We start from the raw sequence: 23773 nt of genomic DNA on the forward strand, positions 1-23773 counted from the left end.
TGTGCAGCACCGCACGGTCCTCGGTGGTGTTGATCCGCTCACCGCGGAACATCGCGTCCCGCAGCCCGAACACATCCGTCGCCACGGCCAGTTCGTGCAGGAGGGCCAGTGTCTCGTCGGTGATCAGGTGCTTGGAGTAGTCGATGCGCAGATCACCGACCTGGAGCGTGTAGCCGGCGCCCCGCCCGGGATCGGCGGCGAACAGCTCCCGCAGCTGGGTCTCCCCCAACTCCTCCCGGTGCTGGGCCAGCGCGCTCCACTCGGGTGTCTGATTGAGCCTGGTACGGCCGTCTGCGTTCATTCCGACTTCAGCCTTCTTTCCTACCGACCTCGGGGCCTGTCCCAACCTAATTGATCAGCCCGTGACGTGAGCCGTTGCCGCGTCGTGCGGAGGGCCAACAACAGGTACGTCCGGCTTGACCGCGGGTATCAGCGCGATGACCGACAGAACGAAGAAGCCGGCGGTCACCAGGGCGGGCGTGTTGGCCCCCCGGGCCGCGGCGGCGGCGCCACCGAGGAGAGCGCCCACGGCGTACGCGGTGGTCGCCGCCACGTATCCGGCGGTGCCGGCGTCCAGTCGGCCGGTCACCAGGATCACCAGGGTGGCGATCAGAGCGCCCATCCCGACATTGCAGAGCGCCGTCGCCCAGCACAGTACGCGCAGGGGCGCGGGGGCGCCGGCGAGCGGGGGCAGCGCGGCGCCACGCAGCGCGTCTCCGAAGCGGGAGATCACGGCGGCGGTCCACAGCCGTCCGAATCCTCCGCGCCACGCGGGCACATGACTATCCGTCACGTCGACCGTCGCCACCACTCCCCCTCACGGTTCGTCACTTCACACACCGTAGAGGGCACCACTGACAAGCGGTCCGGAGCCGGCCCGCCGCCGTGGGTGGAAAACAGCTCCGGCCAGGTACCTGTGGGCACCCGGCCGGTCTCAACTCCTAGATTTCGCCCCGCAGTTTGGCGAGCGCCTCGGCGAGGATCGCCTCGCCGTCCGCGTCGCTGCGCCGCTCCCGTACGTAGGCGAGGTGCGTCTTGTAGGGTTCGGTGCGCGGCGGGTCGGGCGGGTTGTCCCGGTCCTGTCCGGCGGGGAAGCCGCAGCGCGGGCAGTCCCAGGTGTCGGGGACCTGCGCGTCGCTGGCGAAGCTGGGCTGCGTCTCGTGCCCGTTGGAGCACCAGAAGGAGATGCGCAGCCGCGGCGCGGACTCGCCGCGCTCGGCCTCGCCCATCGGCCCCGCCCCGACCCGGCTTCCTCGGATCGCGTTGCCACTTGCCACGGTCGTAACTCCCTGCGTGATGGTGCCGCGAAGCGAGTCGGCGTTTCGCTTCGTTGCGAGCGCCTCAGTCTACGTAAGGCCCAACGCACGTCCAGTCATTGGAGTTACCGCCCCGCATCCAGACGCAAGCCCCATGATAGGCCGCGCTCAGCTGCGCGTACCGAACATGGGGCCTTACGTGCGGAATGCGGGAAAGGAACGAGGCTCAGCTGTTCGACTTCATCAGCAGGCCGAGCACCACGATGCAGGCGAACCAGAGCAGACCGAGCACCACGGTGATGCGGTCGAGGTTGCGCTCGGCGACCGAGGAACCGCCGACGGACGACGCCATGCCGCCGCCGAACATGTCGGAGAGACCGCCGCCCTTGCCCTTGTGCATCAGCACCAGCAGCATCAGCAGCAGGCTGAAGACGATCAGGGCGATCGAGAACCCCAAAACCACGGCTGGACCAACTTCCTCGGATTCGGATGGAGAACGGGGGCACGGCGCCTGTCGATACGCGGCTTCGCCGCACGGCGCCATGCCCCCGCAAGGGTACGACGGATCGCTGCTACCGCCTACTCACCGGTCGGCGCACCGACGGGCTCACTGATCGCGGAAGCGCACGATCTTGACGAACTCGTCGGCGTCCAGCGAGGCCCCGCCGACCAGGGCGCCGTCGATGTCGGCCTGGGCCATGATCTCGGCGACGTTGCCGGACTTGACGGAGCCGCCGTACTGGATGCGGACCTTGTCGGCCAGCTCCTGCGTGTAGAGCTCGGCGAGCTTGCCGCGGACGGCCGCGCAGACCTCCTGCGCGTCCTCGGCCCCGCAGACCTTGCCGGTGCCGATCGCCCAGACGGGCTCGTAGGCGATCACGACCGACTCGGCCTGCTCGGCCGGGAGGTCCTTGAGGCCGCCCTCGACCTGGGCGAGCGTGTGCGCGACGTGGTTGCCCGCCTCGCGCACGTCCAGCTCCTCGCCGACGCAGAGGATCGGGGTCAGACCGTGCTTGTACGCGGCCTTGACCTTGGCGTTGACGATCTCGTCGGTCTCGGCGTGGTACTGGCGGCGCTCGGAGTGGCCGACCGCCACGTACGTGCACTTCAGTTTGGCCAGCATCGAGCCGGAGATCTCGCCGGTGTAGGCGCCGGAGTCCTGCGCCGAGAGGTCCTGGGCGCCGTACTTGATCTTGAGCTTGTCGCCGTCGACCAGGGTCTGCACGGAGCGCAGGTCGGTGAAGGGCGGCAGGACGGCGACCTCTACGGCCTCGTAGTCCTTGTCGGCCAGGGCGAAGGCGAGCTTCTGGACGTGGGCGATGGCCTCAAGGTGGTTGAGGTTCATCTTCCAGTTGCCCGCCATCAGGGGCGTGCGTCCGGAAGGGAGAGATGCAGCCATGAAAGGTCAGTCCTCCAGTGCGGCGAGACCGGGGAGCGTCTTGCCCTCTAGGTATTCGAGGGAGGCGCCACCGCCGGTCGAGATGTGGCCGAATGCCGTCTCGTCGAAGCCCAGGGTGCGGACGGCCGCGGCGGAGTCGCCGCCGCCGACGACCGTGAAGGCCGGGGAGTCGACGAGGGCCTGGGCGACCGCCTTGGTGCCCTCGGCGTAGTCGGGGTGCTCGAAGACGCCCATGGGGCCGTTCCAGAAGACGGTGGCGGCGTCGGCGAGCTTCGAGGCGTACAGGGCACCGGTCTCGGGACCGATGTCGAGGCCCATCTGGTCGGCCGGGATGGCGTCCGCGGCGACGGTGTCGGGGTGGGAGGGGGCCTTGGTCTTCAGGTCCGGGAACTGGGTCGCGGTGACGACGTCCACGGGGACGACCAGTTCGACGCCGTTCTTCCCGGCGCGCTCGACGTACTCGGTGACGGCGGGCAGCTGGTCGTCCTGGACCAGGGAGGCGCCGATCTCGTACCCCTGCGCCTTGAGGAAGGTGAAGGCCATGCCGCCGCCGATGAGCAACCGGTCGGCCTTACCGAGCAGTTCGTCGATGACGGCGAGCTTGTCGGAGACCTTGGAGCCGCCGAGCGCCACCACGTAGGGGCGTGCCACGTCGGTGGTGAGCTTCTTCAGGACGCCGACCTCGGTGGCGATGAGGTAGCCGGCGTAGTGCGGCAGGCGGGCCGGCAGGTCGTACACGGAGGCGTGCTTGCGGTGCACGGCGCCGAAACCGTCGCCTACGTAGACATCGGCCAGGGCGGCGAGCCGGTCGGCGAACTCGCCGCGCTCGGTGTCGTCCTTGGACGTCTCGCCCGGGTTGAAGCGCAGGTTCTCGATGACCGCGACCTGGCCGGGCTCAAGGCCGTTCACCGCGTCGTGGGCGGCGGGGCCGACGGTGTCCTGGGCGAACGCGACCGGGGCACCGAGGAGTTCACCGAGCCGCTCGGCGGGCTGGAGCAGCGAGAAGGCCGGGTCCGGGGCGCCCTTGGGGCGGCCCAGGTGCGAGGCGACGATCACCTTGGCGCCCGCCGCGGCGAGGGCCTTGATCGTGGGCAGTACGGCGCGGATGCGGCCGTCGTCGGTGATGAGACCGTCGGCCAGCGGAACGTTGAGGTCGGCGCGGACGAAGACCCGCTTGTTGTCCACGCCTTCGGCGAGAAGTTCGTCGATCGTCTTCATGGAAAGGGTGCTCCTAGGGAGGGCTCTGCGGATCCTGGAGGGCTGGTCGATCACTACGTGGCGCAGGGCTCGGACCGCGCGGCCTGCGCGCTGTCCGAGCCCTGGCTCACATCGAGACGCCTGCTCCGGAGTTAGAGCCGGCCGCCGACGAAGACGGTGAGGTCGACGAGACGGTTGGAGTAACCCCACTCGTTGTCGTACCAGCCGAGGATCTTCACCGACGTGCCGTCCTGGACCATGGTCAGGGAGGAGTCGAAGGTGCAGGACGACGGGTCGCCGACGATGTCCGAGGAGACGATCGGGTCCTCGGTGTACGTCAGGTAGCCCTTGAGGTCGCCGTCCTCGGAGGCCTTCTTGAACGCGGCGTTGACCTCGTCCCGGGTGACCTCGCGCTGGAGCTGGACAACCAGGTCGGTGGCCGAGCCGGTGGGGACCGGGACGCGCATCGCGATGCCGTCCAGCTTGCCCTTGAGCTGCGGGAGGACCAGGGCGGTGGCCTTGGCGGCACCGGTCGTGGTCGGGATGATGTTCTCGGCGGCGGCGCGGGCGCGGCGCAGGTCCGAGTGCGGGAAGTCCAGGATGCGCTGGTCGTTCGTGTACGCGTGGACCGTCGTCATCAGGCCCTTGACGATGCCGAAGTTCTCGTCGAGCACCTTGGCCATCGGCGCCACACAGTTGGTGGTGCAGGAGGCGTTGGAGATGACGTGGTGGTTGGCCGCGTCGTACTTGTCCTGGTTGACACCCATCACGATGGTGATGTCCTCGTCCTTGGCCGGAGCCGAGATGAGGACCTTCTTGGCGCCGCCGGCGATGTGCTTCTCGGCGTCGGCCTTCTTGGTGAAGATGCCCGTCGACTCGATGACGATGTCGACGCCCAGTTCGCCCCACGGGATGTCGGCGGGGTTGCGCTCGGACAGGACCTTGATGGTGTGGCCGTCCACGGTGATCGTGTCGGCGGTGTGCGACACCTCGGCCTTGAGACGACCCAGGATGGTGTCGTACTTGAGCAGGTGAGCGGTGGTCGCGGTGTCACCCAGGTCGTTGACAGCCACGATCTCGATGTCAGCACCCTGCTCCAGCAGCGCGCGGAAGTAGTTACGACCGATGCGGCCAAAGCCGTTGATGCCTACGCGGATCGTCACGAACCGATCTCCTCGTTGGTACGCCGGCTCAGTGCCGGCGAGTTGTATGGGATGTCCCCGACCGCCTCCGACCCTACCTCCCTGGAGCCTCGGGGGTGACATCGAGATGCCCCATACACGGCAGGGCGGTCCGTACCCGCCAGTAGGGGTACGGACCGCCCTTGATGTTCATGACACTGTCATCCTGCGTCAGCTCCGCAGAGCCGCCAACGCCCTGCTGACCAGGGCCGCACGGTCGGCGGCCGAGGTCACCTGCTCCAGACCGAAGCCCAGCAGCACGGTCCGGTCCGTGGTGACCGCGCCGTACGTCTGGAAGAGGGCTCCGGTGCGGGTCCAGTCGTTCAGGACCGCGGGACTACCGGCAGGAGGGCCGGACGCGTGCCAGGCGCCGAGCGAGGTCTCGAAACCCTCCGTCTCGCGCGCGGTGCCCCCGACGACGAGCGAGGCGTCGTCGGCGAGGACGCCGTGGCCGCCGGTGCCCGGGTCGGTGATGTAGCTGAGCGACACCTCGACGGACTTCCCGGCGTAGGCGCTCAGGTCGAAGCCGACCTGCTGCCAGCCGGCGGAGGCGCCGGTGAAGCTGTTCCACGAGCCGGTGGTGCCGCTGGCCGCGCAGCCGCTCGCCGCGACGGTCAGATAGTGCTTGAGCCAGGGGTGGTCGGCCACCAGGAACCCGGCCTCGCACTCCGTGGGTACCGCGGAGCTGGTGGCGCCGCCCGCCTCCGGGAGCGTGGTCCAGTCGTCGGCCCCGGTGGTGTGGATCTCCACCACGGCGTGGTCGTAGCCCGGCTCGGTGTCCCACAGCAGTTCGGTGCGGAGCGTGGGCCGGTCGGCCGCGCTCACTCCGGTGAGGTCGATGGTGCGGGTGAGGCGCTTGTAGGCGTCGTCGGTGTGGACGGCGGCCGCCATGGAGGAGCCCGCGTAGGGGCCGTAGGGGTTGACCGTCCCGGCGAAGCGGCCCGCCCCGGCACTGGCGAACTGCGGGTAGGCGGACGGGGCGAGGGAGTCGGAGGTGACGCTGTAGGTGCCGGCCCGGTCCAGCGGGTTGCCGGGCACGCCGCCGAGGGCGCCGGTGAAACCGTCGAGCTTGCCGGTGCCGGTGAAACCGGTGGCCCCGGGGGTGGAGGTGCGCGAGTAGGCGCCCAGGTAGTACTGGCTGAAGTCGTCCGACGGGGTGCCGTCGCCGAGGTCGACGGAGCCGCCCGCCTGTTCGCCGGCCTCGATCAGCTTGCCGCCCTCGTTGAGGAAGGCGCGCAGCTGGAGCTGGGTGTCGTTGCGGGGGCCGGCCGGGCCGGAGTAGTGCACGACCGTCCCGAAGTGGTCGAGCACCCCGAGCGCGTCGGGCGCGCCCTGGGTGGCGACGTCCCAGACGAGCGCCTTGCGGCCGTTCGCCTTCAGCGCGTCGACGTAGGTCTGTGCCTGGGTGGCGACCGTGCCCTCCTCGGCGACGACGAGGGTGTCCGCCGCGGGCCGCCGCGCCACCGTGTAGGTGAAGTGCGCGCTGGAGGTGCGCTTCCCGGCCTTCGTCCTGCCGGTGAACCAGACCTCGACCGTGTCACCGGGGTGGCCGCCCCTGACCTCGGCCCGGTACTCGTCGAAGTACAGGTTGTCGTGGCCGCCGTAGGTGCGGCCGCCCTTCCACGCCTTGAGCGTCCCGTGCTCGGTACGGCCGCCGTTGACGCGGTACGCGAGTTCCTTGTCGCGCACGGACTTCCGTACGACGGCGGAGACTTTCTGGCCGGCGCCGCGCGCGTACGACGTGGCGAAGGTCGCCGGGGTGAAGTCGGCGGCGCTCAGGCCGACCGACGACGCGGGCCGGTCGGGGTGGACGGCGGTCTCGGCGACGGAGAGCGCGAAGGGGACGTTCTTCTGGAACTCCTTCTGGATCAGCGTCTCGTCGTCGGGGAAGTTGAAGACGGACTGGCAGTCGGCCGCGTTCCAGGCGTCGTTCGGGTCGAGGTTCGACGCGGTCTGGCAGGTCGACATCTCGGGGGTGAACATCGCCATCCCGTTGACGTTCGACGCGTGCCCGTCCGCCTCGCCGTTGGTGGTGTACAGCTCCGAGGAGACCTGGGAGTGGTAGCCGGGGATCGCCGGGTTGTCCGGGGTGCCGGCGAGCGCCTTGTAGAGCACGTCGTCGGGGCTGGGGGTCGCCACCTGCCAGCCGACTCCGTAGAGGAGGAGTTCGGCGGCGGAGTGGTAGTTGATGCCGTAGCCGAAGCCGATCCGCTTCTCGAAGGTGTCCAGCGCCCGGGTCTCCGGCTCGGAGCCGGGGGCCGCGCCGCGGTAGGTCTCGCTCGTGGGGTTGGGGGAGGAACCCTCGTCGTCGTAGCCCCACTTGTAGGCGAAGTTGCGGTTGAGGTCGACGCCGTCACCGGCGGAGATGACGCCGTCGCCGTTGATGTCCCGCAGGTTCTTGCGCCACAGGCGGGTGGCGCTGTCGCGGAACGTGTAGTCGTAGCCGTCCGGGTTGGCGGAGAGGACGAACCAGAGCTCGGTGGAGTCGACGATCTTCTTGACGCGCTTGTCGGTCGCGTAGTTGTCCAGGTAGTAGTGCATCAGCCGGCGGGTCATCTCCGGGGTGATCCACTCGCGCGCGTGCTGGTTGGAGACGTAGAGCACGGAGGGCTTGGAGCCGTCCTTGGACTTCTTGGCGCCCTTGGTCAGTTTGAGCGCGAGGATGTCCTGGCCGTTCACGGTCTTGCCGATCGACTCGACCTTGGTCAGGCCGGGGTGCGCCTGCCCGGTCCTGACGATCTCCTCCTCCAGACCGCCGCTTCCGCTGTACGGGCGGAACACGCCCTGTGCCGCGTCCTCCACGCGGGTTTCGGCCTTGGCCGAAAGGGTGTGCTCGGTGAGGTCGACGCCCTGTTTCTCCAGCTTCCGCGCCTGCCGGTCGGTGAGGTAGACCTCGACGGCCGTCCTGCCGGACGCCGAAGCGCTGTCGTCGCCGAGTTCGTGGCCGTCCTGCCCGGCCTTGAGCAGCAGCGGGATCTGCTTCTGGGTGACCTCGGCGTGGAACACCTTGACCGCGTCCGGGTCGGACGCGGCGGCACCCCCGTTCTGCGCCTGGGCGACGGGCGCGATGCTCGCTCCGGCGAGCAGCAGCACGCCGGCGGCGAGGATCGTTCTCGCTCTGTGTCTCATGAACCCCCCTAGCAGTCGTCCGCCACCGCGGCGAACAGATGCCAGGCTCATGACACTTCAAGATCGAGTCAAGAGCACCGCCCAGAGAGCCGAACGCCGGTGCCGGCCGCCCAACGGGGCGTCGGCACCGGCGCGCTGACGGATCATCAGCCGACCAGGTTGTCGGCCATCTCCTCGGTGAGGTTGGACTCCGTGCCCGGGATACCGAGGTCCTGCGCCCGCTTGTCGGCCATCGCCAGCAGCCGGCGGATCCGGCCCGCCACCGCGTCCTTGGTGAGGGGCGGGTCGGCGAGCGCGCCCAGCTCCTCCAGGGAGGCCTGCTTGTGGTCCATGCGCAGCCGGCCGGCGGCCGCGAGATGCTCCGGGACCTCGTCGGCGAGGATCTCCAGCGCCCGCTGCACCCGGGCACCGGCCGCGACGGCGGCGCGGGCCGAGCGGCGCAGGTTGGCGTCGTCGAAGTTGGCGAGCCGGTTCGCCGTGGCGCGCACCTCGCGGCGCATCCGGCGCTCCTCCCAGGCCAGCACGGACTCGTGCGCGCCGAGCCGGGTGAGCAGGGCGCCGATCGCATCGCCGTCGCGGACGACCACCCGGTCCACCCCGCGCACCTCGCGCGCCTTCGCGGCGATCGAGAGCCGGCGGGCGGCGCCCACCAGGGCGAGCGCGGCCTCCGGACCCGGGCAGGTGACCTCCAGGGAGGAGGACCGGCCCGGCTCGGTCAGCGAGCCGTGCGCCAGGAACGCGCCTCTCCAGGCCGCCTCCGCGTCGCAGGTGGCCCCCGAGACCACCTGCGGCGGCAGACCCCGGATGGGGCGACCACGGCCGTCCACGAGCCCCGTCTGACGGGCCAGCTGGTCACCGCCCGCGACCACCCGGACGACGTAACGGGAGCCGCGGCGCAGTCCGCCGGGAGCCATCACGATCAGCTCGGAACTGTGGCCGAAGATCTCCAGGATGTCCCGTTTGAGCCGGCGCGCCGCCATCGCGGTGTCCAGCTCCGCCTCGATCACGATGCGCCCGCTCACCAGGTGGAGGCCGCCGGCGAACCGCAGAATGGCGGAGACCTCCGCCTTCCTGCAGCAGGTCCGGGTGACGGGGAGCCGGGAGATCTCATCCTTCACCGCTGCCGTCATCGCCATGGGCCGATCCTTCCATGCATCCGAAAAATACGGTCGTACGCGGCGGCCAGCAGCTCCGGGTCGTGCCTTGGAGTTCCGTCGGGCCGGGCCACCGGCGCCAGCTCGACCGCGGCGCCGAGCCGCTTGGCGGCTTCGGTGAGCGAGGCACGGTCGGGCACGGCGGCCTCGTCGGCCAGCACCACGTCCAGGGCGAGTTTAGGGGCGTGTCGTCCCAAAACCTCCAAATGACGCTGCGGGGAGAAGCCTTCGGTTTCTCCGGGCTGCGGCACGAGGTTCAGGGAGAGTACCCGGCGCGCCCTGGTCTCTGTGAGGGCGTCCAGGAGTTCGGGCACGAGCAGGTGCGGGATGACCGAGGAGAACCACGAACCGGGGCCGAGCACCACCCAGTCGGCGTCGAGCACGGCGGCGACGGCCTCGGGGACGGCGGGCGGATCGTGCGGCACCAGGTGCACGGACTGCACCTCGCCGGGCGTGAGGGCGACGGTCGCCTGCCCGCGTACGGTGTCGACGTCGTCGGGCCGGGCCGGGTCGTGCCCCTTGACCAGGGCCTGAAGCTCCAGCGGGACGGCGGACATGGGCAGCACGCGCCCGTGCGCGCCGAGCAGCTTGCCGACCAGGTCGAGCGCCTGGACGTGGTCGCCGAGCTGCTCCCACAGGGCGACGATCAGCAAGTTGCCGACCGCGTGCTCGTGCAGGTCGCCATGGGACTGGAAGCGGTGCTGGATGACCCGGGCCCAGGTCTGGCCCCAGTCGTCGTCGCCGCACAGCGCGGCGAGGGCCTTGCGCAGATCGCCCGGGGGCAGCACGCCCAGCTCGTCGCGGAGGCGTCCGCTGGAACCGCCGTCGTCCGCCACGGTGACGACGGCGGTGAGGTCGCCGGTGATGCGGCGCAGGGCGGCGAGCGAGGCGGACAGGCCCATGCCGCCGCCGAGGGCGACCACCTTGGGCTGGGTGCCGCGGCGGCGCGGCCTGCCGCCGCGGGCCGCCACGGGCCTGGGCGTACGCCCCTCGGGCACTCCTCGGCGCAGCCTGCTCAGCCGCGGAGTCAGTCCTGTCATTCCCGTCCCATGTCCCGGTGCACGACCACCGTCTCCACGCCCTCGGCCACGAGCCGCGCGGCGAGCTTCTCCGACGTGGCGACCGAGCGGTGCTTGCCACCGGTGCAGCCGATCGCGATCGTCACATAGCGCTTGCCCTCGCGGCGGTAGCCGGCCGCGATGAGCCGGAGCAGCTCCGCGTACCGGTCGAGGAACTCCTTGGCGCCGGGCTGGTTGAAGACGTAGGCCGCCACCTCCTCGTTGAGACCGCTGAAGGGGCGCAGCTCCGGAACCCAGTGCGGGTTGGGCAGGAAGCGCATGTCGGCGACGAGGTCGGCGTCGACCGGGAGGCCGTACTTGAAGCCGAAGGACATGACCGTGGCCCGCAGTTCGGGCTCCTCCTCGCCGGCGAACTGGGCGTCCATCTTGGCGCGCAGCTCGTGCACGTTGAGGCTGGAGGTGTCGATCACGAGGTCGGCGTCGCCGCGCAGTTCGCGCAGCAGCTCCCGCTCGGCGGCGATGCCGTCGACGATGCGGCCGTCGCCCTGGAGGGGGTGCGGGCGGCGCACCGACTCGAAGCGGCGCACCAGGGCCTCGTCGGAGGACTCCAGGAAGACGATCCGCCGGGTGACGTGCTTGGCCGCCAGGTCGGCGAGGGACTCCCGGAGGTTGTCGAAGAACCGCCGTCCGCGTACGTCGACGACGACCGCGATCCGCGCCACGTTCCCCTGGGAGCGCGCGCCCAGCTCCACCATGGTGGGGATGAGGGCGGGCGGGAGGTTGTCGACGACGAACCAGCCGAGGTCCTCCAGGCATTTGGCGGCCGTGGACCGGCCGGCCCCGGACATGCCGGAGATGATCACCAGCTCGGGGATGGCCGTTTCGGGTGCTCCGGATGGCGTGCTGTCCGTACTCACTTCTGCTGCTCCGTTGTCCTGGGCGGATTCCGCTGGAGCCTGATCCTCGCCCGTCTCCTTGTGCGTCCGATCTCGCCCGGCTGTGGTCCGCTGCTCGTGCTCGGTCATGTCTCCTGCCCCCGTCGCTCGTCCGGAGCGCCCGCGGTCACGGGCTCTCCTGGGGCACCCGTCGTCGTCCCGGGTGTCCCGTCTTCCGTCTCTTCCATGATCTCTCCGGTGGCCGTGTTCACGGCGGGTGCGGCCGGGGCCGCCCCGGCGAGGGCCACGGCGATCGTCTCGGCTGTTTTACGGCCTATGCCGGGTACCTCACAGATCTGGTCGATTGTCGCGGATCGCAGCTTCTTCACCGAACCGAAATGCTTGATCAACGCCTGCTTACGGGTCTCGCCCAGTCCCGGTACGTCGTCCAGGGGGCTCGCCCGGAACCGCTTGGCCCGCTTGGCCCGCTGGTAGGTGATCGCGAACCGGTGGGCCTCGTCACGGACGCGCTGGAGCAGATAGAGGCCCTCGCTGGTGCGGGGCAGGACGACCGGGTCGTCCTCGTCCGGCAGCCAGACCTCTTCCAGGCGCTTGGCGAGGCCGCACACCGCGATGTCGTCGATGCCCAGTTCGTCCATGGCCCGCTTGGCGGCGGCGACCTGCGGCTGCCCGCCGTCCACGACGACGAGCTGCGGGGGGTAGGCGAAGCGCCTGGGGCGGCCGTCCTCGTCCTTCAGCTCGTCGCCGTCCGCCCACTCACCGGTCTTCTCCTTGTCGGCGAGGTAGCGCCGGAAGCGGCGGGTGATCACCTCGTGCATGGAGCGGACGTCGTCCTGGCCCTCGAAGCCCTTGATCTGGAAACGGCGGTACTCGCCCTTGCGCTGGAGGCCGTCCTCGAAGACGACCATGGAGGCCACCACGTCGTCGCCCTGGAGGTGCGAGATGTCGTAGCACTCGATCCGCAGGGGGGCGCTGTCCAGGCCGAGCGCCTCGGCGATCTCCTCCAGGGCGCGCGAGCGGGTGGTCAGGTCGGAGGCACGCTTGGTCTTGTGGAGGATCAGCGAATGCTCGGCGTTGCGCTGGACGGTCTCCATGAGGGCCCGCTTGTCGCCGCGCTGCGGGATGCGCAGCGACACGTTCGCCCCGCGGCGGTCGGTCAGCCACTGCTGGACCGGTTCCAGCGGGTCGGGCAGCGCGGGGACGAGTACCTCCTTGGGGACGGAGTCCCCACTCTCCTCGCCGTAGAGCTGCTGGAGGGCGTGTTCCACCAGGGCGGCGGTCGTGACCTCCTCGACCTTGTCGGTCACCCAGCCGCGCTGGCCCCGTACGCGTCCGCCGCGTACGTGGAAGATCTGGACGGCCGCCTCCAGCTCGTCCTCGGCGACCGCCATCAGGTCGGCGTCGGTGGCGTCGGCGAGCACCACCGCGTTCTTCTCCATCGCCTTCTTCAGGGCCTCGATGTCGTCGCGCAGCCGGGCGGCCCGCTCGTACTCCATCTCCTCCGCCGCGTCCGTCATCCGTGTCTCCAGACGGCGGATGTACGTGCCGGTGCGGCCGGCCATGAAGTCGCAGAACTCGTCGGCCAGTTCGCGGTGCTCCTCCTCGGAGACGCGGCCGACGCAGGGGGCGGAGCACTTGCCGATGTAGCCGAGCAGACAGGGGCGGCCGGTGCGGGCGGCGTTCTTGAAGACACCGGCCGAGCAGGTGCGCACGGGGAACACCCGCAGCAGGAGATCCACGGTGTCGCGGATGGCCCACGCGTGCGCGTACGGCCCGAAGTAGCGAACGCCCTTCTTCTTGTGACCGCGCATCACCTGGACGCGCGGGAACTCCTCGTTCATCGTGACCGCGAGCGACGGGTAGCTCTTGTCGTCGCGGTACTTGACGTTGAACCGGGGGTCGTACTCCTTGATCCAGGAGTACTCCAGCTGAAGTGCCTCGACCTCCGTGGACACCACCGTCCACTCCACCGACGCGGCCGTGGTGACCATGGTGCGGGTGCGCGGGTGGAGTCCGGCCAGGTCCTGGAAGTAGTTCGCCAGGCGCTGGCGCAGGCTTTTCGCCTTCCCGACGTAGATCACCCGGCGGTGCTCGTCGCGGAACTTGTAGACCCCGGGCGAGTCCGGGATCTCTCCCGGCCTGGGGCGGTAGCTGGAGGGGTCGGCCATGTTTCACACCCTACTGGCGAGGGGTGACAGCGCGGCGAGCCTGTGGACAACGTCGGAGATACCGGGCGGAACGCCTGGTGGAACGCCTGCCGGGGTCCGGGGCGGGCGAGATGCCCACGAGGTCCGGGTACGTCCGGGACCGGCGGAACCACCGGGACCGCCAAGGCCGAGTGCCGGCCGTCGGGGGCTTCCCACGACGGCGTCCGCCCTGGGCCGCCGTGGGATCGATGACCGGGCCGCTGCCGCGGGTTCGGTCGGGGGCGGATCTTGAGGCCGGCCGAGCGTACGGGCCCGAAGCGGTCGCCGGCCGACCGCCCTCGGCCGACCGGCGGCGTTCCGGCCGTCGTCCCGGGCACGGCGCGTTCCCGGGAGGGGGGCCCGGAACGCGGCGGGGCGCCCCCGCCGCACGGCTCGCCGCACGAGTCGGCGCTGTCCGCGCGGGTGAGCGGGGGCGTACCGGGCGACTACGGGAGGGCCGCGTCCCCCTGTATGGGTGGATTCCAACTCGGCCGTGGCAGCGCGTGGTTGGGCTTGAGGTGTTGTCGGGACTTGGTCAACACGCTTCAATGCGGGGGAACTCGGGGCCGGGCACGACGGTCTACGGATGAGCGGACGCCCCCGGCGCCGACGGGGTGGCCCCGACACCGCGTGAACGGCCTGACCAGCCGTTGTGACCAGTCACAGAGAGGCCCCTGCATGCCGCACGCCACACAGGGGGCGGACGTCGCCACCGTGGAAGCCGCCGGCGCGGAACTGGACTCCGCCCTGCGTGGCGGCCCCTTCCATGTCGCGCTGCGCGCCGCGATCGCCGCCCGCGGGCTGCCGTTGCAACGCGTACAGCACCATCTGTCGCGCTACGGGGTCAAGGTCGGTGTCACCAGCCTGAGTTACTGGCAGCAGGGCGCCCGCCGCCCGCAGCGCCCCGAGTCGCTGCGGGCCGTACGGGCGCTGGAGGAGATCCTGCAACTGCCCGAGGAGTCGCTGATCCGGCTGCTCGCGCAGGCCGACGAGCGCTCGGCCACACAGCGCCCGGCGACCCGCTCCTACCGCTCCCTGGTCGAGGCCACCGGCGTGCTGGAACGGCTGTTGCGGGAACTCGAGTCGACACTCGACGGCGGACTGCACACCCTCGGACACCACGAACGGGTCCGCATCGGCGCCCGCCGGGAGCTGGCCGGCCGCGAGTCCCACCACATCGTCCGCGCCCACCGCGACGGCGTCGACCGCTTCGTCGCCGTGCACCACGGCGACCCGGGGTGCGCGCCGGAGCGCATGACGGTGCACGCCCTGGAGAACTGCCGCACGGGGCGCGTCCGTTGGCACCACGACACGGGTGTCCTGGTCGCCGAGATCCTCTTCGGCACCCGGCTGCGCTCTGGAGATACGTTCCTCTTCCGCTACGGCGTCGACGACGGCACCGCCGGTGCCTCCCGGGAGTACGTGCGCGGGTTCGGCTTCGCGGGCGGCCAGTACGCGCTCCAGGTGCACTTCGACGAGGAGACGCTCCCGGTGGGCTGCCACCGTTTCACCCAGCACTCGGCGGCGGCCCCGCGCAGCGGCCGGCAGGAGCTGCGGCTGAGCGGCCTGCACCGCTCGGTGCACCTCGTGGAGCCGCGCGTGCGGTCGGGGATCGTGGGGATCGGCTGGGACTGGGAGTGAGCCGCCGGGGTTTACCCGGGTCAGGAGGCCTGCCCCGCGACGATCTTCCCGTTCCTACGCCTCCACAGACAGCTCCCGGAGCGGCGCGGTGGCCGGGGAGCGCAGCACCTTGCCGCCGGTGGTGTCGCACCGGCTGACGTGGCAGGGACCGGGGCAGCGGCAGGGAACGATCAGGGTCGTGCCGTCCAGCTCGTCGATGGGGCACTGCGCGTGCGTGCAGATCGTGCTGTACGCCCGGAGGGTGCCGTTCCGGGCACGGCTGACCACCACGTCGTGATCCCGGCAGAGCTCGGCACTCCCCCGGGCGACCTCGCTCTCCGCGTCGAGCTCGACCGGCGCGGTGGGGGCGTGGCCGCCGTGCCCCGCTGACGAGCAGGCCGCGAGCCCCAGCCCCGCGACGGGTGCGAGGGCCGCTCGGCGCAGACGGTACGGCGGCTTGAGACGGGACGGCCGGGCAGGGGGTCCCCACAGGTCTCGGTGAGCGCTGCGCGGGTTCGAGTGCGGGCGCAGGAGGGGCGGGAGGGACGGGAGGCGCGGGAGGGCGGTGCACGGCGACGAGACCGGTGGGGATCCGTCCGCTTCGACGGGGGTCCGCCGGGCGGGGACTCACTGTACGTAAACGCTTGCGCAAGCGTTTACGTCGGACCTCGGATGAGATACGTTCCCGGCCAGAACGCCCGCTGCGGCCCGGGAGGGGGAACTCCGTTGGTGACCATGGCCGATGTCGCACGGAGCGCCGGCGTCTCCGTCGCGACCGTCTCGCATGTACTGAACTCCACCCGCCCGGTGCTGCCCCGCACCCGTCAGGCCGTGCTGACGGCGATCGAGGAACTCGGCTACACACCCAACACCCTCGCCCGTTCGCTGGTCACGTCCCGCACCCGGTCCATCGGGCTCGCGGTCTCGGCGATCAGCAACCCGTACTTCACCGAGATCCTCCAGGGCGTGGAGGCCGGCGCCCTGGAGCACGGCTACAGCCTCCTCATCGCCGATCCGCACGACGACCCGGAGCACGAGCGCACGGTCGTCCAACTCCTGCACGAGCGGCGGGTCGACGGCATGATCGTCGCCCCCTCGGCGGCCCCCCGCGACCTCGTCGCCTACCTCACGCGGCACGCCGTGCCCACCGTCTTCCTGGACCGGGCCGTCCGCACCGCCCCGGACGCGGCCCACCGCTTCGACCAGGTGTGCGCCGAGAACGCAGGACCGACGGCCCGGCTCGTCACCCACCTCGCCGGGCTCGGTCACCGCCGGATCGGCCTGGTCGCCGGCCGGCCCGGCTTCAGCACCAGCGCCGAACGGATCACCGGATACCGGCACGGCCTGGCCGCGGCCGGCCTCCCCCACGACGAACGGCTCGTGGTCGACGGCGACTCCGAGTCGGCCGCCGCCGAAGACGCCACCGGAACCCTGCTGGCCCTGGCCGCCCCGCCCACGGCCCTGGTCACCGCCAACAACGCGATGACCATCGGCGCGCTGCGCGCCCTGCGCCGGCGCGGACGGTCCGTGCCCCGTGACATCGCGCTGTGCTGCTTCGACGACTTCACCTGGGCGGATCTCTTCGCGCCCCGGCTCACCGCGATCGCCCAGTCCAGCCGGGAGATGGGCGCGCGGGCCGTCCGGCTGCTGCTGGACCGTATCGCCGCCCCGGACCGGCCCGCCCGGACCCTGCGGCTCCCCTGCGCCTTCGTCCACCGCACCTCGTGCGGCTGCCCCGAGGAACCGGAACCGTCCGATCAGCCCGCGAAAGGATTCCCGTCGTGATCGTCGTAGCCGGTGAGGCCCTGATCGACCTGGTGCCGCAGGGCACGGGAGCCCTCGCCACCCTGAAACCGGCGCTCGGCGGCGGCCCCTACAACACGGCCGTCGCCCTGGGCCGTCTCGGCTCCCCCACCGCCTTCTGCTCCCGCACCTCCTACGACGCCTTCGGTGAGGCCCTCCTCGCCGGTCTGCGCGCGGCCGACGTGGACGTGCTGGACGTGCAGCGCGGTCCGGAGCCGACCACTCTGGCGGTCGCCACGATCGACGCGCATGGCTCGGCCGCGTACTCCTTCTACGTCGACGGCACCGCCGACCGGCTCTTCGAGGTGCCCGCCGCGCTGCCCGCCGAGACGGAGGCGGTGTCCTTCGGTACCTGCTCACTCGTCCTGGAGCCCGGGGCGAGCGCCTACGAGGAGTTGATGCGGACCGCGTCCGCGCAGGGGGTGTTCACCGCGCTCGACCCCAACATCCGGGCCGGTCTGATCCCCGACGCGGACGCCTACCGGGCGCGTTTCACCAGCTGGCTGCCGTCGGTGTCGCTCCTCAAGCTGTCCGAGGAGGACGCGCTGTGGCTGGGCGGCAATCCGCGCGAGTGGCTGGCCGCCGGTCCGTCCGCCGTGGTGATCACCCAGGGCGGCGACGGTCTCACCGCGTTCACCCGGGACGGCTCGGTGTACGCCGTGCCGGGCCAGAAGGTCGACGTGGTGGACACGATCGGAGCCGGCGACACGGTCAACGCCGCCCTGCTGCACGGTCTTTCCGTCCGGGGCGCGCTCTCCGCCGAGGGGCTGGCGGGCCTGGGCCGGGACGGCTGGCCCCAGCTGCTGCGGTTCGCCGCGCGCGCGGCGGCGGTCACCTGTTCACGGGCGGGGGCGGAACCGCCGTACGCCTCCGAACTGGCCGACCGTTAAGGCGCGTTCACCGGTGGCGGGGTGCCACCAGCACCAACTGCCGCGCCCCGCGGGATGGTTCCCACGGGGCGCGGCACTGCTGGACATGCCGGTCAGGCCTTCCGGGTCCGCGCGGTCTTCTTCGCGGGAGTGGCCTTCTTGGTGGCCGCGGCGGTCTTCTTGGCGGTGCCGTCGGCGGTCCCCACCGTGGCCTTCACCGCCGTCTTCCTCGCCGTGGCCGCCTTCTTCACGACCTTCCCGCGCGGTGCGCGCACCGGCTCGGCGTCGCTGACGCGGTCCGCGCCGAGGACCTCGCGCAGGAACTTGCCGGTGTGGCTGCTCGGCACGCCGGCGACCTCCTCGGGGGTGCCCTCGGCGATGACGAGACCGCCGCCCGCGCCGCCCTCCGGCCCCATGTCGACGACCCAGTCGGCGGTCTTGATCACGTCGAGGTTGTGCTCGATGACGATGACCGTGTTGCCCTTCTCGACCAGGCCGCCCAGCACCGTGAGGAGCTTGCTGATGTCCTCGAAGTGGAGGCCGGTGGTCGGCTCGTCCAGGACGTAGACCGTGCGTCCGGCGGAGCGGCGCTGCAACTCGCTGGCGAGCTTGACGCGTTGGGCCTCACCACCGGACAGGGTGGTCGCGGACTGGCCGAGCCGGACGTAACCGAGGCCGACCTCGTGCAGCGTCCTGAGGTGGCGGGCGATCGCCGGGACGGCCTCGAAGAAGCCGAGGGCCTCCTCGATCGGCATGTTCAGGACGTCCGCGATGGACTTGCCCTTGTAGTGGACGTCCAGGGTCTCCCGGTTGTAGCGCGCGCCGTGGCAGACCTCGCACGGGACGTAGACGTCCGGCAGGAAGTTCATCTCGATCTTGATGGTGCCGTCGCCCGCGCAGTTCTCGCAGCGGCCGCCCTTGACGTTGAAGGAGAAGCGGCCGGGCAGGTAGCCCCGCACCTTCGCCTCGGTCGTCTCGGCGAAGAGCCTGCGGACGTGGTCGAAGACTCCGGTGTACGTGGCCGGGTTGGACCGGGGCGTACGGCCGATGGGCGACTGGTCGACGTGGACGACCTTGTCGACGAGGTCGTCGCCCTCCACGCGCGTGTGGCGACCCGGCACGTTCCTCGCGCCGTTCAGCTCGCGCGCGAGGTGGGTGTAGAGGATGTCGTTGACCAGGGTCGACTTGCCCGAGCCGGAGACGCCGGTGACCGCCGTGAAGACACCCAGGGGGAACGAGACGTCGATGTCCTGGAGGTTGTTCTCCCGGGCGCCGTGCACCGTCAGCTGCCGGGAGAGGTCGCGCGGACGCCTGATGTCGGGGAGCGGGATGGCCTTCCTGCCGGACAGGTACTGACCGGTCTGCGACTTCTCGTTGGCGAGCAGCTCCTTGAGGGAACCGCTGTGCACGACGTGGCCGCCGTGCTCGCCCGCGCCGGGACCGATGTCGACGATCCAGTCGGCGACCTTGATGGTGTCCTCGTCGTGCTCGACGACGATGAGCGTGTTACCCATGTCGCGCAGCCGGACCAGGGTCTCGATCAGCCGGTGGTTGTCGCGCTGGTGCAGACCGATGGACGGCTCGTCGAGGACGTAGAGGACGCCGACGAGGCCGGAGCCGATCTGGGTGGCCAGCCGGATGCGCTGGGCCTCACCACCGGAGAGCGTCCCGGCCGCGCGGTTGAGCGAGAGGTAGTCGAGGCCGACGTCGACCAGGAAGCGCAGTCGTTCGTTGACCTCCTTCAGCACCCGCTCGGCGATCTTCTTGTCGCGGGGGTCGAGCTTCAGCTCGCCCAGGAAGTCCGCGCAGTCGCTGATGGACATCCCGGCGACCTCGGCGATCGACTTGCCCATGATCGTGACCGCGAGGACGACCGGCTTGAGGCGCGTCCCCGCACAGGTGGGACAGGGCACCTCCCGCATGTAGCCCTCGAAGCGCTCACGGCTGGCGTCGCTCTCGGCCTCGCTGTGCCGCCGCTTGACGAACGGGACGGCCCCCTCGAAGGGCGTGGTGTAGACCCGCTCGCGGCCGTACCGGTTGCGGTAGCGGACCTCGATCTGGGTCTTGTGGCCGTGCAGCAGGGCCTTCCTGGCCCGCTGCGGGAGACCCGCGAAGGGCATGTCCGTACGGAATCCCAGCGCGTCCGCGAGGGCGCCGACGAGCCTGCTGAAGTAGTCCTTGCTGTGACCGTGCGACCAGGGGTGGATGGCACCCTCGTCGAGGGACTTGTCCTCGTCCGGGACGATCAGCTCGGGGTCGACCTCCATCCGCGTGCCGATGCCGGAGCACTCGGGGCACGCGCCGAAGGGCGAGTTGAAGGAGAAGGAGCGGGGCTCCAGCTCCTCGAAGGACAGGTCGTCGTACGGGCAGTACAGGTGCTCCGAGTACATGCGCTCGCGCTCGGGGTCGTCCTCGGGGAGGTCGACGAAGTCGAGCACGACCATGCCGCCGGAGAGGCCGAGCGCGGTCTCCACGGAGTCGGTGAGCCGGCGCTTGGCGGAGTCCTTCACCGTGAGGCGGTCGATGACCACCTCGATGGTGTGCTTCTCCTGCTTCTTCAGCACGGGCGGCTCGGAGAGCTGAACGGTCTCGCCGTCCACGCGCGCGCGGCTGTAGCCCTTGGTCTGGAGGTCTGCGAACAGGTCGACGAACTCGCCCTTGCGCTCGCGCACCAGCGGCGACAGGACCTGGAAGCGGCTCCCCTCGGGCAGCGCGAGCACCTTGTCGACGACGGCCTGCGGCGACTGGCGCGAGATCGGGCGGCCGCACTCCGGGCAGTGCGGCTTGCCGATGCGCGCGAAGAGCAGGCGCAGGTAGTCGTAGACCTCGGTGATGGTGCCGACCGTGGAGCGCGGGTTGCGCGAGGTCGACTTCTGGTCGATGGAGACCGCCGGGGAGAGGCCCTCGATGAAGTCGACGTCCGGCTTGTCCATCTGGCCGAGGAACTGCCGGGCGTACGAGGAGAGCGACTCCACGTAGCGCCGCTGGCCCTCGGCGAAGATCGTGTCGAAGGCCAGGGAGGACTTGCCCGACCCCGACAGGCCCGTGAAGACGATGAGCGAGTCTCGTGGGAGGTCGAGCGAGACATTCTTCAGATTGTGCTCGCGCGCGCCACGGACGATGAGACGGTCGGCCACGCCGGTCCGCACCTTTCTTGGGAGAAGTGACAGGGGCAGAGCCCCTGAGCTTTCTCAGACTAGGGGGAGCCACTGACAACGCCGGTCGGATTACAGGTCGCATAACAATCCCGGGCCATCCAGCATGCCCGACGCCGCACCCGACGATATAGCACGCGCATTCGATTTACGGCACAGTGTCACCACCTTCACCCGAAGGCGTGACGGGATTAGGGTCATGAGCATGATTGATCACGTTCATGACCTGGCATGTGTACGGGACGCGACCGAACGACTGCTCACGGCAGCCGCCGCTCTCGACGGCGCGACCGTGACGCACCCGTCAGGGCTTCCCGACTGGAGCCGCGGTCATGTCCTGGCCCACCTGGCCCGTAACGCGGACGCTCTGGTGAACGTCCTGGAGGGGCGGCCCATGTACGCCTCGGCGGACGCCCGGGACCTCGACATCGAGCGCGACGCCCCGCGCCCCCTCGACGCGCACCTCGCCGACCTGCGGGAGAGCGCGGCCCGCTTCCAGTCCGCGGGCGCCGCCCCCGCCGCGGACTGGTCGCGCACCGTGGAGCTGCGCAACGGCGTCGTCGACTCGGCGTCCCGGGTGCCGTTCCGGCGGTGGATCGAGGTCGAGCTGCACCATGTCGACCTGGGCATCGGCTACGAGCTGGAGGACGTGCCGCCCGAGTTCACGGAGCGGGAGAGCAGCTTCCTCGCCGAGCGGTTCGCCGGGCACCCCGACGTACCCGCGACGCACCTCTCGGACGGCACGCGCGCGTGGCGCACGGGCCGGGCGGCGGACGAGCCCGAGGTGAGCGTGACCGGCCGTCCCGCGGACCTCCTCGGCTGGCTCTGCGGCCGCCGGGACGGGTCCGGCCTGACCGTGACCGGTGGCTCCTTGCCCGCGCTCCCCCCGCTATAGGCTGGCCGCCATGACGTACAGCGGCGAGGTGACGGTCGGCGGACCGGCGGACGTGCACGAACTCACCGACCTCATGATCACCAAGATCGCGGTCGGCCCCATGGACAACAACGCCTATCTGCTGCGCTGCCGGGCCACCGGCGAACAGCTGCTGATCGACGCCGCCAACGACGCGGACACCCTGCTCGGCACGATCGGTGACGACGGCATCGCGTCCGTCGTCACCACGCACCGGCACGGTGACCACTGGCAGGCACTGGCCGCGGTCGTGACGGCCACGGGCGCGCGCACCTACGCGGGCCGGGAGGACGCCGACGGCATCCCCGTACCGACCGACGTCCCTGTCGACGAGGGCGACATGATCCAGGTGGGACGGGTCCAGCTCACCGCGCGCCACCTGGTGGGACACACACCGGGTTCGATCGCGCTCGTCTACGACGACCCGCACGGTCACCCGCACGTCTTCACCGGGGACTGCCTTTTCCCGGGGGGGCCTGGACGGACAACACGACGCGAGGACTTCGAGTCGTTGATGTCGGGCCTGGAGGCTAAGGTCTTCGCGCTGCCGGACGAGACTTGGGTCTACCCGGGCCACGGCAACGACACCACGCTCGGCTCTGAGCGGCCCCACCTCCCGGAGTGGCGCGCGCGAGGCTGGTAGCCATGCACGGGTGCTCGTCCCCGTTTCGAAACCGAGGCGGGGAACGGCGCGGGATTACCCGCCTCGGAAGCACACTGGTGACACGCGATGGCTTCGTCTGTCATGCCGTTCCTCGTCAACAGCGAGACCGCCCGTCCCAGGGCGGGAAAGTCGCCGGACTCTGCGCCGCACAGGTGTCTCCGGCCTCGGCGGCGCCCTGAACGAGGAGCATGGCGATGCGGAGAAGACCACGGGCGTGGGCTGCGCGGGCCAGTGACGCGCGGGCTGTGGGAGTACCGTGGTCAATCAGAGCGTTTCACGTGTGAGCCGAAACGGGGACAACGGGAGCATCGCGGGCGTCCCCGAGCCGACCACGCGACCGCGCGCCCACCATCACCCCGCACTGAACTGAATCGCGCAGCAGAGTCCTGCGAGAGCAGTTGGAACCCCTTCCGTTGACCGGTCAGAAACGCAACGCCGAGATTCAGGTGATGCTTACCGGCTGCGAGGAGAAGGCGGGCATGAACGGACGTTCAGAGTCAGACCTCGCCTGGTCCAGGAGCAGCTACAACGGAACCGAGCGTCGGGCGCAGCCGGTGTGGCGCGTGAGTGCACGCACACAGTCCCGCGCCGGGCCGCATGTGAACGGCCCGGCGCGGGAGTGCGAGGTCGAGGGCTTGCTCCTTCCCGCTACGGAACGGGCGGGACCGCCACGAAGGTCAGATCTGCCGTGGTGGATGAGGCTGCGTAGCAGCCCGATCCCGCGAAGGACGCGGTGTAGGTGAGTGCGGTCACCGCGGTCGCGGGGACCGTGCGGTTGGGCGGGGCGAGGGTCGCCACGCCGTTGACGTCGGTGACCGCCGTGCCCAGCACGAGCGGTCCGACGGCCGAGTTGGCCCGGAAGATCACCGTCATCCCGGGGATCCCGGTGTTGGTCGTGGCGTCCTTCAGGGTCGCGCTCATGGTCTGGATCACGAAGGTGCCGTTGAGGCGCACCCGGATCTGTGTGGACGAGGCGCTCATGGCGGTGGGAACGGGGGTCGCTGTGATGACCACCGCGCCGGTGGACGTCCCGAAGCAGGACGCGCCGTTGTAGTGGGCGGTGAGGGTGCCGGAAGCCAGTGTCGTGCTGGACAGGCACGCCTTTCCAGTCGCATCGAGCGGCACCGTCTGGTTGAGGCCGCCGGGACCGGTGAACGTCACCGTGCCCGTCGGGACACCCGAACCCGGCGGGTTCGCCGTCACCGTCGCGCAGACCGTCACCGACCGGCCGCACAACGACGGGTTCGGGGTGGCGGTCACGGTGGTGGTCGTGGCTGCCGTGTTGACCGTGACGGTCCTGGTGCCGGTCGACGCCGCGAAGCAACCGGCGCC

At 70.6% G+C, this 23773-nt stretch carries 18 protein-coding genes and 2 pseudogenes; 5 read left to right on the forward strand and 15 right to left on the reverse strand.

Annotated features, from left to right (window positions below; all coding sequences use genetic code 11):
• From ABZT12_RS37590 to uvrC, 12 genes and pseudogenes are all read right to left on the reverse strand, one after another.
• A pseudogene (locus ABZT12_RS37590) lies at nucleotides 1-301 on the reverse strand (glucose-6-phosphate isomerase); the annotation flags it as partial.
• 54 nt (nucleotides 302-355) lie between these two features.
• Nucleotides 356-808 (reverse strand): hypothetical protein, encoded by a 453-nt coding sequence (locus ABZT12_RS37595; RefSeq protein ID WP_356393827.1) that lies wholly within the window; start codon nucleotides 806-808, stop codon nucleotides 356-358.
• Nucleotides 809-941: 133 nt separating this feature from the next.
• On the reverse strand, nucleotides 942-1229 hold the full coding sequence (locus tag ABZT12_RS37600) for an RNA polymerase-binding protein RbpA (protein WP_004002138.1): 288 nt from the start codon (nucleotides 1227-1229) through the stop codon (nucleotides 942-944).
• Between the two features lie 253 nt (nucleotides 1230-1482).
• The gene (secG, locus tag ABZT12_RS37605) at nucleotides 1483-1719 is read right to left on the reverse strand and encodes a preprotein translocase subunit SecG (protein WP_356393830.1); all 237 of its coding nucleotides are present in this window, start codon (nucleotides 1717-1719) and stop codon (nucleotides 1483-1485) included.
• A 144-nt stretch (nucleotides 1720-1863) separates the two neighbouring features.
• A complete protein-coding gene (gene tpiA, locus ABZT12_RS37610) occupies nucleotides 1864-2619 on the reverse strand; it encodes a triose-phosphate isomerase (RefSeq protein WP_356393872.1) in 756 nt (251 codons plus the stop codon).
• Nucleotides 2620-2661: 42 nt separating this feature from the next.
• Nucleotides 2662-3873: a phosphoglycerate kinase gene (locus ABZT12_RS37615; protein WP_356393833.1), complete on the reverse strand. Its 1212-nt coding sequence runs from the start codon at nucleotides 3871-3873 to the stop codon at nucleotides 2662-2664.
• A 131-nt stretch (nucleotides 3874-4004) separates the two neighbouring features.
• Nucleotides 4005-5015 carry a type I glyceraldehyde-3-phosphate dehydrogenase gene (gap, locus tag ABZT12_RS37620; RefSeq protein ID WP_356393836.1) on the reverse strand — a complete coding sequence of 337 codons (1011 nt, stop codon included), beginning with the start codon at nucleotides 5013-5015 and terminating at the stop codon, nucleotides 4005-4007.
• A gap of 189 nt (nucleotides 5016-5204) precedes the next feature.
• A complete protein-coding gene (locus tag ABZT12_RS37625; protein ID WP_356393839.1) occupies nucleotides 5205-8162 on the reverse strand; it encodes a M14 family zinc carboxypeptidase in 2958 nt (985 codons plus the stop codon).
• A gap of 146 nt (nucleotides 8163-8308) precedes the next feature.
• Nucleotides 8309-9298 (reverse strand): DNA-binding protein WhiA, encoded by a 990-nt coding sequence (gene whiA / locus ABZT12_RS37630; protein WP_356393842.1) that lies wholly within the window; start codon nucleotides 9296-9298, stop codon nucleotides 8309-8311.
• Nucleotides 9289-10356, reverse strand: a complete 1068-nt coding sequence (yvcK, locus tag ABZT12_RS37635; RefSeq protein ID WP_356393845.1) for a uridine diphosphate-N-acetylglucosamine-binding protein YvcK — start codon at nucleotides 10354-10356, stop codon at nucleotides 9289-9291. The genes whiA and yvcK overlap by 10 nt, the downstream gene beginning before the upstream one ends.
• Complete coding sequence (gene rapZ / locus ABZT12_RS37640) at nucleotides 10353-11360, reverse strand: RNase adapter RapZ (RefSeq protein ID WP_356393848.1); 1008 nt, start codon at nucleotides 11358-11360, stop codon at nucleotides 10353-10355. Before rapZ ends, yvcK begins: the two co-directional genes overlap by 4 nt.
• Nucleotides 11357-13399: an excinuclease ABC subunit UvrC gene (uvrC, locus tag ABZT12_RS37645; RefSeq protein ID WP_356393851.1), complete on the reverse strand. Its 2043-nt coding sequence runs from the start codon at nucleotides 13397-13399 to the stop codon at nucleotides 11357-11359. Before uvrC ends, rapZ begins: the two co-directional genes overlap by 4 nt.
• A 696-nt stretch (nucleotides 13400-14095) precedes the next feature.
• Between uvrC and ABZT12_RS37650 the strand changes: the two genes are divergently transcribed.
• Nucleotides 14096-15058, forward strand: a complete 963-nt coding sequence (locus ABZT12_RS37650; protein ID WP_356393854.1) for a hypothetical protein — start codon at nucleotides 14096-14098, stop codon at nucleotides 15056-15058.
• Nucleotides 15059-15078: 20 nt separating this feature from the next.
• Here ABZT12_RS37650 and ABZT12_RS37655 read toward each other — a convergent pair.
• A pseudogene (locus ABZT12_RS37655) lies at nucleotides 15079-15516 on the reverse strand (Rieske (2Fe-2S) protein).
• Between the two features lie 247 nt (nucleotides 15517-15763).
• On the opposite strand from ABZT12_RS37655, the gene ABZT12_RS37660 reads away from it, so the two are divergent.
• Nucleotides 15764-16822: a LacI family DNA-binding transcriptional regulator gene (locus ABZT12_RS37660; protein WP_356393857.1), complete on the forward strand. Its 1059-nt coding sequence runs from the start codon at nucleotides 15764-15766 to the stop codon at nucleotides 16820-16822.
• Nucleotides 16819-17730 (forward strand): carbohydrate kinase, encoded by a 912-nt coding sequence (locus tag ABZT12_RS37665; RefSeq protein WP_356393860.1) that lies wholly within the window; start codon nucleotides 16819-16821, stop codon nucleotides 17728-17730. Before ABZT12_RS37660 ends, ABZT12_RS37665 begins: the two co-directional genes overlap by 4 nt.
• 92 nt (nucleotides 17731-17822) lie before the next feature.
• Here ABZT12_RS37665 and uvrA read toward each other — a convergent pair whose 3' ends face one another.
• Nucleotides 17823-20846, reverse strand: a complete 3024-nt coding sequence (uvrA, locus tag ABZT12_RS37670; RefSeq protein ID WP_356393863.1) for an excinuclease ABC subunit UvrA — start codon at nucleotides 20844-20846, stop codon at nucleotides 17823-17825.
• A gap of 223 nt (nucleotides 20847-21069) precedes the next feature.
• Between uvrA and ABZT12_RS37675 the strand changes: the two genes are divergently transcribed.
• Both ABZT12_RS37675 and ABZT12_RS37680 read left to right on the forward strand, forming a co-directional pair.
• Nucleotides 21070-21759, forward strand: a complete 690-nt coding sequence (locus ABZT12_RS37675) for a maleylpyruvate isomerase family mycothiol-dependent enzyme (RefSeq protein WP_356393865.1) — start codon at nucleotides 21070-21072, stop codon at nucleotides 21757-21759.
• 10 nt (nucleotides 21760-21769) lie between these two features.
• A complete protein-coding gene (locus ABZT12_RS37680; RefSeq protein WP_356393867.1) occupies nucleotides 21770-22420 on the forward strand; it encodes an MBL fold metallo-hydrolase in 651 nt (216 codons plus the stop codon).
• 669 nt (nucleotides 22421-23089) lie between these two features.
• Here the strand turns inward: ABZT12_RS37680 and ABZT12_RS37685 are convergent.
• The coding region (locus tag ABZT12_RS37685) for an Ig-like domain repeat protein (protein WP_356393870.1) at nucleotides 23090-23773 on the reverse strand (684 nt) is incomplete at its 5' end.

Origin of the sequence: Streptomyces sp. NPDC005423, from assembly GCF_040606415.1 — a bacterium.
GTDB lineage: Bacteria > Actinomycetota > Actinomycetes > Streptomycetales > Streptomycetaceae > Streptomyces.